The organism is Sphingomonas sp. OV641, assembly GCF_900109205.1.
Classification (GTDB): Bacteria; Pseudomonadota; Alphaproteobacteria; order Sphingomonadales; family Sphingomonadaceae; genus Sphingomonas.
This window is the reverse complement of the sequence record NZ_FNZB01000001.1, coordinates 2183806-2196807: the sequence shown is the minus strand read 5'-3', so window position 1 is coordinate 2196807 and position 13002 is coordinate 2183806. Positions and strand designations below refer to the sequence as shown.

Sequence of the window (13002 nt, the reverse complement as noted above, 5' to 3'; positions counted from 1 at the left end):
CCGTTTTCTGTCCGGGGCAGCTTTCGCTGCCCCGGTCCGAAATCAGAAGTCCATGCCGCCCATGCCGCCGCCCGGCATTGCCGGCATGGCGGGCTTGTCTTCCGGCAGCTCGGAGACGGTCGCCTCGGTGGTGATGAGGAGGCCAGCCACAGATGCGGCGTTCTGGAGCGCGGTGCGCACGACCTTGGTCGGGTCGATCACGCCGGCCTGCACCAGGTTCTCATAGGTGTCGGTCGACGCGTTGAAGCCGAACGAGGTGTCGTTCTGGTCGAGCAGCTTGCCCGACACCACGGCGCCGTCCTGACCGGCGTTCTGCGCGATCTGGCGCACCAGCGCGGTCAGCGACTTGCGGACGATGTCCACACCGCGGGTCTGGTCGTCGTTCGCGCCGCTCACGCCTTCCAGCGCCTTGGTCGCGTAGAGCAGCGCCGTGCCGCCGCCCGGAACGATGCCCTCTTCAACGGCTGCGCGGGTCGCGTGCAGCGCGTCGTCGACGCGGTCCTTGCGCTCCTTCACCTCGACCTCGGTCGCACCGCCGACCTTGATCACGGCAACGCCGCCAGCAAGCTTGGCGAGACGCTCCTGCAGCTTCTCACGGTCATAATCCGAAGTGGTGACTTCGATCTGCTGACGGATCGCCTCGGTGCGGCCCTTGATCGACTCCGCATCACCCGCGCCATCGACGATGGTGGTGTTGTCCTTGTCGATCGTGACGCGCTTGGCGGTGCCGAGCATGCCGAGCGTGACGGTCTCGAGCTTGATGCCGAGATCCTCGGAGACAACCTCGCCCTTGGTGAGGATCGCGATGTCCTCGAGCATCGCCTTGCGACGATCGCCGAAACCCGGTGCCTTCACCGCTGCGACCTTCAGGCCGCCGCGCAGCTTGTTCACGACGAGCGTGGCCAGCGCCTCGCCCTCGATGTCCTCGGCGATGATCAGGAGCGGACGGCCCGACTGCACAACCGCCTCGAGGATCGGAAGCATCGACTGCAGGTTCGACAGCTTCTTCTCGTGGATCAGGATGTAGGGATCGTTCAGCTCGACCTGCATCTTTTCCGGGTTGGTGATGAAGTACGGCGACAGGTAGCCGCGGTCGAACTGCATGCCCTCGACGACGTCGAGCTCAAATTCGAGACCCTTCGCCTCTTCGACGGTGATCACGCCTTCCTTGCCGACCTTCTCCATGGCCTCGGCGATCTTCTCGCCGACTTCACGGTCGCCGTTCGCGGAGATGATGCCGACCTGGGCAACTTCCTGCGAACCCGAAACTGGCTTGGAGCGCGCCTTGATGTCGTCAACGACCTTGCCGACGGCGAGGTCGATGCCGCGCTTCAGGTCCATCGGGTTCATGCCGGCCGCTACCGACTTCATGCCCTCGCGAACGATCGCCTGGGCGAGAACGGTCGCGGTGGTGGTGCCGTCACCGGCGATGTCGTTGGTCTTCGAGGCCACTTCGCGCACCATCTGCGCGCCCATGTTCTCGAACTTGTCCTTGAGCTCGATTTCCTTGGCGACCGACACACCGTCCTTGGTGATGCGGGGCGCGCCGAAGCTCTTGTCGATCACGACGTTGCGACCCTTCGGGCCCAGCGTCACCTTCACCGCGTCGGCGAGGATGTCGACACCCTTGAGGATGCGCTCGCGTGCGTCGCGGCCGAATTTCACGTCCTTGGCTGCCATGTGGCTACCCTTTCAGATGAACGAATGTTGAAACAGTTGAAGTATTCGAACGGAGGCTCGGGCGATGATGCCGAGCCCCATCGCCATCAGGCGATGATCCCGAGGATGTCCGATTCCTTCATGATGAGCAGGTCTTCGCCGTTCACCTTGACCTCGGTGCCCGACCACTTGCCGAACAGGATGCGGTCACCGGCCTTGACGTCGAGCGGCGTGACCTTGCCGTCTTCCGCCTTGGCGCCCGCGCCGGCGGCGACAACTTCGCCTTCCTGCGGCTTTTCCTTGGCGGTGTCGGGAATGATGATCCCCCCGGCAGTCTTTTCCTCGGCCTCGACGCGGCGCACGAGCACGCGGTCGTGCAGCGGACGGAAGTTCATGGCTGTACCCTCTTTTGAGCGGTGTGACTGTTCTTTGGCACTCGCCTGAATCGAGTGCCAGCGCCGGCCATATGTGTGTGGCTCATCATAGCGTCAACGGTATGACGCACAAAAATTTGGACCGGTCGGTCAGGCCGTGCGCGGGACGAGGCCGAGCCGTTCGCGCGCGTACCAGCGCCACATCAGCAGGATGGACACCGCCAGCAGCCCCACCGCGAGGCCGGTCCAGATGCCCACGCCCGCCCATCCTGCCTGAAAGCCGAGGAAGATCGAGGTGCCAAAACCGACCACCCAATAGCCGAACAGCGCGATCAGCATCGGCACGCGCGTGTCCTGCAGCCCACGCAGCACGCCGGCCGCTACCGCCTGTGCGCCATCGACCAGCTGGAACATGGCGGCGAGCGCCAGATACTGCACCGCCAGCCTCACCACGATTGCGTTCGCCGGGGCCTCCACGTCGACATAGGCGCTGACGAACAGGCGGGGCGCGGCCCACATCGCGCCGGCGGTGATGCCCATGAAGCCGATCCCCATCACCAGCGCGACGCGGCCAGCCCGCGCGATCCATTCCCGGTCCAGTGCGCCATAGGCCATGCCGACGCGGATGGTCGCCGCCTGCGCGATGCCGAAGGGGACCTGAAAAGCGATCGCCGCGATGTTGAGTGCCACGGCGTGGGCCGCCACCTCGTTGACGCCGATCAACCCCATCAGGATCGCGGCGCCGCCGAACAGCGCGCCCTCGAAGGTCCAGGTCAGCATGATCGGCACGCCAAGCCGCACGATGTCCCGAAAACGGGGCCATTCGGCCGCCCACCAGCGGCCGAACAGGCGATAGCGGCGCAGTCGCCGGTCGAACAGGAAGATCCCGACATAAGCGATCGTCATGGCAGTCAGGCTGATGACGCTGGCGATCGCGGACCCTTCCAGACCCAGCGCCGGCGCGCCCAGATTGCCGAACACCAGCGCCCAGTTGGCGACAATGCTCACCAGCAGCGCCAGCCCAGTGACGGCGAACGCCCAGCCGGGCCGGCTGAGCGCCGCCGCCGATGACCGCATGATCCCGGCGGCGACACCGGGCAGCAGGCCGATCAGGATGATGTCGAGGAAATGACCGGCGCGGCGCGCCACGTCGGCATCCTGCCCCGCCAGCAGCAGCAAGGTTTCGCCATGGGCAAGCAGCAGCAGGACGGGCAACGCCGCGGCGGCGCCAACCCAGAAGGCCATGCGCACGCTGCGCCTCACCTCGCGCACTGCATGGCGGCGCCGGCCGAGCTCCGCCGCGATCAGCGGAGAGGCGGCGCTGGTGAGGCCGATCAGCGCATACATGCTGAGGTTGAAGAGGAACACGCCCAGCGTCGCCGCTGCCAGATCAATGGTGCCGAGTCGCGCCACGAAAATGACGTCCACCGCGCTGACCGCCATCTGCAGCAGGTTCGCGCCGACAAGCGGTGCCGACAGGCGCAGCAGCGCGGACAGCTCGGCCCGGTCGCTCGCCGGACGCGTTTCGGTCAGCGGCGGGGCGGCGGCGAACTCCATGGCCGGGGGGAGGTAGGCCGAATCTCCAGCGGGGGAAAGGCGGCAGATGGTGATGCGAGCGTGATCAGCCGCCCAGCCGGATCAATTGATCAGCCGTATTGCTCCACCCATACACCTTCGGTTAAACCGTTAAGAAGACTTTCCGGGAATTGGTGATGAAGCTTGTACGCGGCGCGTGGAAACTGCTGGTCGGCATCAAGGACGCGCTGGTGCTCGTGGCCATGCTGCTGTTCTTTGCCCTGTTGTTCGCAGCGCTGAATTCACGACCCGGCACGCCTTCGATCAAGGATGGTGCGCTTGTTCTGGATCTCGACGGGCCAATCGTCGAGCAGCCCGAAGAGGTGCCCCCGCTCGCCTTTGTCTCTGGCCAGCAGATCGGCCGGCAGTATCGGTTGCGCGATGTGGTTCACGCGATCGACAGCGCGCGTACCGACACCCGCGTGAAGGCGGTTGTGCTGGACTTGGACCGCTTCGGCGGCGCCTATCCGGCCGCGCTCGGCGAAGTGGCCGAAGCGCTGGTGCGGGTGCGGCAAAGCGGAAAGCCGGTCCTCGCCTATGCGACCGGCTATACTGACGGTGCGTATCGGCTCGCCGCGGCGGCGAGCGAGATCTGGGTCGATCCGCTGGGCGGCGTGGTGCTCAGCGGGCCGGGCGGCAATCGCCTCTACTACAAGGGCCTGATCGATAAGCTGGGCGTCACCACCCACGTGTTCCGCGTCGGCAAGTTCAAGTCGGCCGTGGAGCCCTATACCCGCGCGGACGAAAGCCCGGAATCGCGCGCGGCCTCGCAGGCGCTGTACGGATCTTTGTTTGAACAATGGAAGAATGCTGTCGCGCAGGCGCGGCCCAAGGCGCGTGTGGACGGCTGGCTGACGCAGCCGAGCCGTATCGTCGCGGCCGCTGGCGGCGATATCGCAAAGGCCAGCCTCTCCAGCGGGATCGTCGACAAGCTGGGTGATCGCATCTCCTTCGGCCGCCGCGTCGCCGAGATCGTCGGTGCCGAAGAGGACAAGCCGGCGGGCTCGTTCAAGCAGATCCGCTACCAGGCGTATGTGCAGGCGAACCCCGCTCCCGGCGAGGGCGAAATCGGCGTGGTCACCGTCGCCGGCGAGATCGTCGACGGCAAGGCCGGGCCTGGCACCGCCGGTGGCGACACGATCGCCAAGTTCATCCTTGATGGGCTTGCCGAGAAAAAACTGAAGGCGCTGGTCGTCCGGGTGGCTTCGCCGGGCGGATCGGTGCTGGCGTCCGAACGGATCCGCTTGGCCGTGCTCGAGGCGAAACGCCGGGGCTTGCCGATCGTCGTCTCCATGGGCGGGGTGGCGGCGTCCGGTGGCTATTGGGTGTCGTTGCCGGGCGATGTGATCTTCGCTGATCCGGGCACGATCACCGGCTCCATCGGCGTGTTCGGCGTTCTGCCCAGCTTCGAGAACAGCCTCGCCAAGATCGGCGTCACCAGCGATGGAGTGAAGCTCACGCCGCTCGCCGGACAGCCCGACATCATCGGCGGCCTCAACGAAGAGGCGGGCGCCATGATTCAGTCGAGCATTGAGCAGGTGTATCGCCGCTTCCTGTCGGAAGTATCGCGCTCGCGCCGGCTCCCGGTGGCACGGGTGGACGAGATCGCGCAGGGTCGCGTCTGGGAAGGCGGCACCGCGCGGCAGATCGGGCTCGTGGATCGGTTCGGCACGCTGGATGATGCCGTGCAGGAAGCGGCACGGCGGGCCAAGCTCGATCCGGCCAAGGCAAAGCCCGTATATCTTGAAAAGAAGCCGAGCTGGGCGTCGCAGCTGGCGCAGCAGATCGGCAATGACGACGATGAAAGCGGCAGTGTCCCGACCGACGCGCTTGGCCGCATGGCGTGGGAACAGCGACAGGTGTTGGCGCGTGCCGCCGGTGACGTTCGGCGCATGGCAACCACCGGCGGCATTCAGGCGCGCTGCCTTGAATGCGGGCCGCTTGGTCCGACCCAGGTGACGGCTGGTGACGCGCGCTTGCTGGATCTGCTGCTGGCCCGCTTCGGCCTGTGATCGCCGCGCTGTTCATGGCGCTGCAGGCGGCAGCGCCCGGCGCCACGCCGCCGCTGGTCCAGCCCGCCTCTCCGCGCACGCTGAGCGGCCGCTTCGCGTGCGAGGCAATCGTGTATGAGGTGCAGGTGACGGCCACGCCGCTGTCGGGCGCGGGTGTAATGCTTGATCGGCTGGCGATCGGTGGCAAGCCGGTGGACGGCGGCTCTCTGGCGGAAGCGCGGCGAATGGCGGCGCGGCTCTCCGATGTGCAGTCGATCGATGTGCGCTGCCGTGTGGGCGGTGCTGGCGAACTCAGCATCTATGGCTTGCAGGGCCCGCCCGGCGCACCGTCACGCCGCGCGCGTCTGCGCGGCACGCTGTCCACGGCCGGCATCTCGGACTTGGTGGTCGCGGTGGAGCAGCGCTGATCCGACCCGTGTCGTGCTACGGCGGCGACAAGGGAATCGGTTGACGACCACGGCGCTTTGCTGCCGATTGGGCAAACCGGTCTGACATCAGGACCAACCCAGACGGAAGGAGGCGCCTGATCATGATCGCCATCCGCCCCGCCACGACGGGCGATGCCGCCACCATTGCGGCGATCTATGCGCCTTATGTGCTCTCCGGCACCGTCTCGTTCGAGAGCGAGGCGCCTGATACGCGGCAGATGCGTCAGCGCATGACCGCATCGGACGGCCTCTATCCTTGGCTGGTGGCCACATCGGGGGTGGGCGATGACGCGGCAGTCGTCGGCTATGCCTATGCGACCCGGTTTCGAGAGCGCGCCGCTTATCGCTATGTGGTGGAAACCTCGATCTATCTGTCCGGCTCGGTGCAGCGGCAGGGCGTGGGTCGGCTGCTCTACGAAGCGCTGGTGGATACGTTGCGCGCGCAAGGCTTCACCCAGGCGATCGGCGTTATCGCGCTTCCCAACGACAATTCCATCTCGCTGCATGAAGCGGTGGGGTTTCGGCGCGCGGGTATCTATCGCGAGGTAGGATATAAGCAGGGCCGCTGGCTGGACGTCGGTTTCTGGCAATGCGCGCTGAACGAAAGCATGGTGCCGCCGGTGGAGCCGCGCCGCTTTGCCGACGTGGGCGTGGTCCGCGCCTGATTGCGGCGCCGGCACGATCCTGCAGTAGTCCCCTCAACAAGCACCCGGGCGTGGCCTGCTACCGCCGCTGCCGATAGGCCGGAAGATGCAATTGCCAGCGGATGGCAGCTGCGCGAAGCGCGAAGCCGGCGCTGGCGGCGATAACGGCGGCCGGTGCCCCCTCCATTCCCAGCAACGACAGGCCGACGAACAGCGCTGAGGCCAGCGCCGCGGCGGTGACATAGAGTTCCGGGCGCATCAGGATCGATGGCTCCCCAGCCAGCACGTCTCGGATGATGCCGCCGACACAGGCAGTCACGACACCCATCAGAAAGGCCGGCACCGGCGGTACGCCATAGCCCAGCGCCTTGGCGGCACCGTAAACGGCATAAGCGGCAAGCCCCAGCGCATCGAACCAGTCCAGCGCTGCGCCGCGCCACCAGCGTTCGGGTGTGATCCAGATCACCAGCGCGGCCGATAGGCACACGGCTGCGGCACGGCTGTCGACGATCCAGAACACCGGCGCGCCGATCAGCAGATCCCGCATCGTGCCACCGCCGACGCCCGTGATGATCGCGAAAAAAGCGAGCGTCACCATCGTTTGCCCTCGGCGTGCGGCAGCCAGCGCACCGGAGACGGCAAACACCGCCAGCCCCGCAAGATCGAACCAGGGGGCGAGGACCGGAAGAAGATCGACGGGCGGCATGGGCAAGCGGCTATCAGATCCGCCGCCTCGGCGGGAGAGGCTGTCCCCTTCCGCGCAGCTTCGTGACCGCACCTGCCGAGCGTCTCGGCCGCAGCTCAGCCGAAATTATGCTTGATCGTCAGATAAGGCAGGATGTGCTGATTGCGCACGCGATCCTCCACCCGGAACGGGTCGGGCGTGCGGCGGTCGGGATCGAAGAACAACCGTCCACGCCGGGTGCTGAAGTCGCCCAAATTGTCGACGCTCAGCGTAACGGTGGTGCTGCGGGTCGGCCGGTACTCGGCAAAGGCGGTGATATAGGGGTTGCCGGGGTAAAGCGTGTCCAGCTCGTTGCGACGATAGAAGGTGTACGGATCGTCTCCGGCGAAGCCGACGCCCCAGGCAAAATCGCCCAGATCCTGGCGCCAGTTCACTTCGTAAACGAATGGGGAGGCGCCGGAGTACGGCCGCTGCTCACCGGTATAGGGGTCCTCGACGGAAGTGCCGACATAGCTCAGGCGCCCTGAGATCCGCCCGCCCTTGATGCCAAGCCGCGCAACCGGCACGTCGAAGGTCGCGCGTGCGATCTTGCTGGTGCCGTCCCCAAGGTTGCCGGGGGCGTCGAACCCCTCGGGCGTCGGCACGCGATCCTGCACCAGGGCAGTCCGGGTATAGCCGAGCTCCAGCTTGACCAGCCCATCGCCCAGCACCTGCTTTTCGACCGTGGCCAGCGCTTCCCAGGAACGCTGCGGGACCAGTTCCGCATTGCCGCCGTTCACCCGTTCGTTGGCGAGTTCGGCGGCGCTGATAAAGTCCTCGAAGCGCAATTGTGCCACCGTGCGCGCGATCGACGCCTGCGCCCGCCAGCCATCGCCGGGGCGCCAGTCGACATTCAGCTTCGGCTTCCAGAAGTGGAGCGAGCGCTTGGCGTCGGCATCACCATCCACCGTCAGCCGCGAGAGCTCGTAGTTCAGCGCCAGGTCTATGCGCAGCTTTGCCGTCAGCGAACGGCTGGCATTGGCGAAACCTTCCGCCCGATATTCGGTGACGACCGCATCATCCACCGGCAGGTCGATGCGGGTCCGGGCGCCCTCCGCGCCAAAGCCGAACAGATCGACCTTGCTGCGCAGGCGATTGAGCGCGCCTTCGACGCCGGTTTCCACCGACCAGCCATGAAAGTCCGGACGCGTCCACAAGCCGCGCAACACGGCCTCGTCGCGCTGACTGCGCACCTGCTGCTCATTGCCGCCGATCACATCGCTCCGCACGCGCAGCAGAGACAGTTCGCGATCGATCCGATCCCGCCGGGTGGCGAGGCCGATCAGCTTCACCCCGCCGCCGAGCAGCGGCCGCTGCACGTCGCCGCCGATTTCCCATTCGTCGAAATGGAACCGCTGCGTCAGCCGGTCGTCCCGCGCCGTGCCGCCCGTGGGCAGAACCTGATTGGTCTGGCTCAGGCGGAACCGGTCAAAGGCGTAGCGCGCGTTGAAGCGGGCCGTTTCGAATTGTCCTGCCTTGTAATCCCAGGAGCCCGACACGAATGCGTTCGGATCTTCGATGGTGTTGATCTTGCGGCGATATTCCAGAAGCTCGCCGGAGGGGAGGGCGCGCAGCGTGTCATAGCCTTCCTCGCTGGTTTGCTCGTTATTGACTCCGATCGCGGCATTGAACGTCGAATTGCCCCGGCGCAGCAGCGTCGAAACGCTGCCCTCGGGAAACAGCTTGCCGTCATATTGGCGGCGCAGCGTGCCCGTCGCCGTGCCCGCCAGCCCGCCTTCGCCGGTGAGGATCAGGTTCACGACCTGCGCCTTGCCGCTATATTCGGCGCCGAACAGGGTGCCCGGGCCCACCTCGACCCGCGCCACGCGGGTCGCGGGGATGCGGGCGAGCACGACTTCGATCGTATCGCTCTTGGATGACGGGCGCTGGCCGTTGATGACGACATTGCCGGCCGCCTGGCCGAATCCGCGCACGTCTTCCTCGACCTGTTCCAGCGTGAAGCCGGGAACGCGGCGGACGACCTCCAGGGCATTCGCCGGCTGAAACCGTTGGAAGAAGGCCGCATCATATGTGGTGCGGCCGGATGCATCGACGCTTTGGGCCAGGGCAGGTGCCGCAACAACGGCGGCTGCCACTACGGCAGCCAGTGCGACACGCATAACTTCACTCTCCCAGGACACTCCGGTCAATTGCCGTAAGCAAGCACCACGCCAAGTGGAAGAAGCCGCGCCCGTCGGCCGTTAACAGTGACGCCCGGGCCGGCATCAGTCGCGCCCTCTCCAACGGCCTTGTCCGTTTTCGCACAAGCACCGTCCAATTTCGGACAGTTCACTCCCCGCGCCATTCCTCCAGCGCGGCCTCATAAGCATCGCGCGCGGCGATCCGCGCTCGATCGAGCCTGGTGCGCTCGCTCGCCTGTTCCTTGTCCAACGTGCGGCGCCGCGCCGCCAGCGCTTCCTCTTCCCGCTTCAGCTTCGCACGTTCTTCGGCAAAGTGTCCTTCCGCCGCCTCGATCGCAGCTTCGGCCCTGTCGAGACCTGCCCGGCTTGGTTTCGGCTTAGACTTAGGCTTAGGCTTAGGCCTAGGTTTGGGCATGGCCTTAGCCTTTGGTGACGACGCCTCCTCGCGAGGTACAGCCGTTTCGACGCGGTGTCGCTTCCGCCTTGGAGAATCCTCGGCCGTGTCGGCCATGGTGCGGGCCACACGGATTACCTCACCAGGATGGGCGAGCGGTTCGCGCGTGAGCTCGGGATCGCTCACCACCTCCGCTAGCCCCCGTGCGAACAGGTTCGCATCGCTGCCCCACGCGGCCAGCGCCGCCTTCTGGCTGGGTGCGGCGACATAGGCATCGTGAAACCCGGCTGGTGTTCGATAGACCTTCAGCTTCGCCATGCACCCGCTTGTCGCGCCGCCGCCGCGCAGCGGCAAGCGCCGTCTCGACACCGCAACGTGAGCCGCCTATCGCTCCACTGAAACAAAGACTTTGGGGGATTGAATGCCGACAGCCAGCAAGGTGCTCGACCGCGTCCTGGTGCTCGAGATGGTGCGCGTGACGGAGGCGGCGGCGATCGGTGCTTCCACCCTGATCGGTCGCGGTGACGAAAAGGCTGCCGATGCGGCCGCAGTCGAGGCCATGCGCGAGGCGCTGAACACGCTCGACATCGATGGCACGGTGGTGATCGGCGAGGGCGAGCGCGACGAGGCGCCGATGCTGTTCATCGGTGAAAAGGTTGGCGCGGCGCAAGGAACCGGTCCCCGGATCGACATCGCGCTCGATCCTCTCGAGGGCACCACCATCTGCGCCAAGGCCGGGCCGAACAGCCTTGCCGTGCTGGCGATCGGCGAGGAAGGCTGCCTGCTCAACGCGCCGGACGTGTATATGGACAAGCTTGCCGTAGGCCCGGGCCTTCCCGACGGCGTGATCGACCTCGACAAGACGCCGACGCAGAATATCGAGGCGATCGCAGCGGCCAAGGGCGTCCGCCCCAACGAGATTATCGCCTGCGTGCTGGATCGTCCGCGTCACGAAAAGCTGATTGCGGAGCTTCGCTCAATCGGCTGCGGCGTGGTGCTGATCGGCGACGGCGACGTGGCTGGCGTGATCGCGACCACCGATCCGGACACCACCATCGATGTGTACATGGGTTCGGGCGGGGCACCGGAAGGCGTGCTGGCCTGTGCTGCGCTTCGCTGCGTCGGCGGCCAGTTCAAGGGGCGGCTGCTGTTCCGCAACGAGGACGAGCGTGCCCGCGCCCGCAAGTGGGGCATCACCGATCTCGACAAGCAATATGACCTGAAGGAGCTGGCGAAGGGCGACTGCATCTTTGCCGCCACCGGCGTCACCGATGGCTCGCTGCTGGAAGGCGTGAAGCGGCGCGGCAAGACGATGACGACCGAAAGCGTCGTGATGCGCGCGTCGTCCGGCACGGTTCGCTGGGTGAAGGGTGAGCATCGGCTCGACCGCTGATGCGGAATAATTGATGCTGGCCGCAGCGCTGCTCCTTGCCGCGCTCGGCCTGCTCGCTCACGGTTGGCGGACGAAGCGGAGCCTGGCGGCGCGCATCGCCTGGGCGGTCCGCGGCGATGCCGCTTCCCGGCCGCGCGCTACCCTCGGCTGGGCGCTCGGCATCGCCATCATGTACGGCGCCACGGCGCTGGTCGCGCTTGCGCTGCTGGGTCGGCTGGACGCGCTCATCATGTTGCCCGGCGAGCTTCGGATCGCGGCCACGCAACTGCACGTCAGCCCGCTCGGCATGGCGGCCGTGGCAGAGATCGCCTGGTCAATCGCGGGCGGCTTCGTGCTGGGCGCGATCGCTGCGATCGTGATGGCGCGTCGTGGCTGGCTGCGCCTCGGCTGGATGTACCGCTCGCCTGCGATTGCCATGAATCGGCGCGAAGCCGGCGCCGCCCTCCTGCTTGCCGCTGCGGCAGGAGTGGGGGAGGAAATGTTCTTCCGCCTGCTGATCCCGCTGCTCGCTGCTCTTGTCACCGGCAGTGGTGTGGCGGGTTGCCTCACGGGCTGGGCCGCCTTCACCCTGGCGCATCGCTATCAGGGGGCGCTTGGCATGAGCGCCGTCGCCCTTGTTGGTGCGGTGCTGGTGTGGCTGTATCTCGCCACCGGCCTCTTGTGGCTGGTGGCCCTGCTGCACACGCTGGTCGATGCCAATGCGCTGGTGCTCCGGCCCTGGCTGGAAAAGATGGCGCGTTCCCGCCCGGAGGCGTGACGTCGGCCACAGGTGCGGCGCGCCGGAAGCGAAGCGGGGAGCGGCCATGCGCTCCCCGGATGGAATTACTTGCTGCGCTCGACCTGCTCGAAATCGAGTTCGACCGGCGTGGCGCGGCCAAAGATCGACACCGACACCTTCACCTTCGACTTGTCGAAATCCAGTTCCTCGACGGTGCCGTTGAAGCTGGCGAACGGGCCTTCCAGAACCTTGACCGCATCGCCGATCTCGAAATCGACCTTGACCTTCGCCTTGGGCGCGGCAGCGGCCTCTTCCTTGCTGTTCAGCATGCGAGCGGCTTCCGCCTCGCTGATCGCCTGCGGCTTGCCGGACGAGCCAAGGAAGCCCGTCACCTTCGGCGTGTTCTTGACGAGGTGATAGACCTGGTCGGTCATGTCGAGCTTGGCCAGAACATAGCCCGGCATGAACTTGCGCTCGACCTGCACCTTCTTGCCGCGGCGGGCCTCCTGCACCGTCTCCGTGGGCACCTCGATGCGCTCCACGAGCTGTTCCAGGCCCATGCGGCTGGCTTCGGCCATGATCGCGTCGCGAACCTTGCCCTCGAATCCGGAATAAGCGTGGATGATGTACCAGCGTGCCATGTGGGGACGCGTCCTTTTCGTTACTTGGCCAGGCTCAGCAGCGCGTTGACGATCGCGTTGAACGCCGAATCCACGCCCAGGAAGAAGAGCGCCAGGATCGTCGTCATGATCATCACCATGACGCCGGTCATGATCGTCTCGCGCCGGGTCGGCCAGACGACCTTCTTGGTCTCGGCGCGAACCTGGTTGATGAATTCGATCGGGGACGTCTTCGCCACGTGCCTTGCCTTTTATTCGTTCAAACCGGAAGCGGGGCATGCCCTCTCTACCGCTTCCCTCGTAAGGAAACGGTGAATTGG

General features: G+C 66.2%; 13 protein-coding genes. 5 read left to right on the top strand and 8 right to left on the bottom strand.

What is annotated here, in order from left to right; all coding sequences use genetic code 11:
- Nucleotides 1-42 precede the first annotated feature (42 nt).
- The 3 genes from groL to BMX36_RS10485 all read right to left on the bottom strand — a co-directional run bounded on the left by groL (nucleotide 43) and on the right by BMX36_RS10485 (nucleotide 3590).
- Entirely contained in the window at nucleotides 43-1680 is a 1638-nt protein-coding gene (gene groL, locus BMX36_RS10495) for a chaperonin GroEL (RefSeq protein ID WP_093064940.1), read from the bottom strand.
- A gap of 86 nt (nucleotides 1681-1766) precedes the next feature.
- Entirely contained in the window at nucleotides 1767-2054 is a 288-nt protein-coding gene (gene groES, locus BMX36_RS10490) for a co-chaperone GroES (protein ID WP_066777169.1), read from the bottom strand.
- Between the two features lie 129 nt (nucleotides 2055-2183).
- Nucleotides 2184-3590 carry an MATE family efflux transporter gene (locus BMX36_RS10485; protein WP_093064938.1) on the bottom strand — a complete coding sequence of 469 codons (1407 nt, stop codon included), beginning with the start codon at nucleotides 3588-3590 and terminating at the stop codon, nucleotides 2184-2186.
- A 155-nt stretch (nucleotides 3591-3745) separates the two neighbouring features.
- On the opposite strand from BMX36_RS10485, the gene sppA reads away from it, so the two are divergent.
- From sppA to BMX36_RS10470, 3 genes are all read left to right on the top strand, one after another.
- Nucleotides 3746-5620 carry a signal peptide peptidase SppA gene (gene sppA, locus BMX36_RS10480; RefSeq protein ID WP_093064936.1) on the top strand — a complete coding sequence of 625 codons (1875 nt, stop codon included), beginning with the start codon at nucleotides 3746-3748 and terminating at the stop codon, nucleotides 5618-5620.
- Nucleotides 5617-6027, top strand: a complete 411-nt coding sequence (locus BMX36_RS10475; protein ID WP_093064934.1) for a hypothetical protein — start codon at nucleotides 5617-5619, stop codon at nucleotides 6025-6027. Before sppA ends, BMX36_RS10475 begins: the two co-directional genes overlap by 4 nt.
- Nucleotides 6028-6149: 122 nt before the next feature.
- Nucleotides 6150-6713, top strand: a complete 564-nt coding sequence (locus BMX36_RS10470) for a GNAT family N-acetyltransferase (RefSeq protein WP_093064932.1) — start codon at nucleotides 6150-6152, stop codon at nucleotides 6711-6713.
- 58 nt (nucleotides 6714-6771) lie between these two features.
- Here the strand turns inward: BMX36_RS10470 and BMX36_RS10465 are convergent, their stop codons facing one another.
- From BMX36_RS10465 to BMX36_RS10455, 3 genes are all read right to left on the bottom strand, one after another.
- Nucleotides 6772-7398 carry a trimeric intracellular cation channel family protein gene (locus tag BMX36_RS10465; protein WP_093064930.1) on the bottom strand — a complete coding sequence of 209 codons (627 nt, stop codon included), beginning with the start codon at nucleotides 7396-7398 and terminating at the stop codon, nucleotides 6772-6774.
- A gap of 95 nt (nucleotides 7399-7493) precedes the next feature.
- Nucleotides 7494-9536 carry a TonB-dependent receptor domain-containing protein gene (locus BMX36_RS10460; protein ID WP_093064928.1) on the bottom strand — a complete coding sequence of 681 codons (2043 nt, stop codon included), beginning with the start codon at nucleotides 9534-9536 and terminating at the stop codon, nucleotides 7494-7496.
- A 169-nt stretch (nucleotides 9537-9705) separates the two neighbouring features.
- Complete coding sequence (locus BMX36_RS10455) at nucleotides 9706-10269, bottom strand: hypothetical protein (RefSeq protein WP_093064927.1); 564 nt, start codon at nucleotides 10267-10269, stop codon at nucleotides 9706-9708.
- 103 nt (nucleotides 10270-10372) lie between these two features.
- Here BMX36_RS10455 and glpX point away from each other — a divergent pair, with 103 nt between their 5' ends.
- Both glpX and BMX36_RS10445 read left to right on the top strand, forming a co-directional pair.
- Nucleotides 10373-11344 (top strand): class II fructose-bisphosphatase, encoded by a 972-nt coding sequence (gene glpX, locus BMX36_RS10450; protein ID WP_066780822.1) that lies wholly within the window; start codon nucleotides 10373-10375, stop codon nucleotides 11342-11344.
- A 13-nt stretch (nucleotides 11345-11357) separates the two neighbouring features.
- On the top strand, nucleotides 11358-12101 hold the full coding sequence (locus BMX36_RS10445; protein WP_093064925.1) for a CPBP family intramembrane glutamic endopeptidase: 744 nt from the start codon (nucleotides 11358-11360) through the stop codon (nucleotides 12099-12101).
- A gap of 65 nt (nucleotides 12102-12166) precedes the next feature.
- Here the strand turns inward: BMX36_RS10445 and nusG are convergent, their stop codons facing one another.
- Both nusG and secE read right to left on the bottom strand, forming a co-directional pair.
- The gene (gene nusG / locus BMX36_RS10440) at nucleotides 12167-12703 is read right to left on the bottom strand and encodes a transcription termination/antitermination protein NusG (protein WP_066780818.1); all 537 of its coding nucleotides are present in this window, start codon (nucleotides 12701-12703) and stop codon (nucleotides 12167-12169) included.
- 20 nt (nucleotides 12704-12723) lie between these two features.
- Nucleotides 12724-12921, bottom strand: coding sequence for a preprotein translocase subunit SecE (gene secE, locus BMX36_RS10435; RefSeq protein ID WP_066780816.1), 198 nt, complete (start codon nucleotides 12919-12921; stop codon nucleotides 12724-12726).
- Nucleotides 12922-13002: the final 81 nt, after the last annotated feature.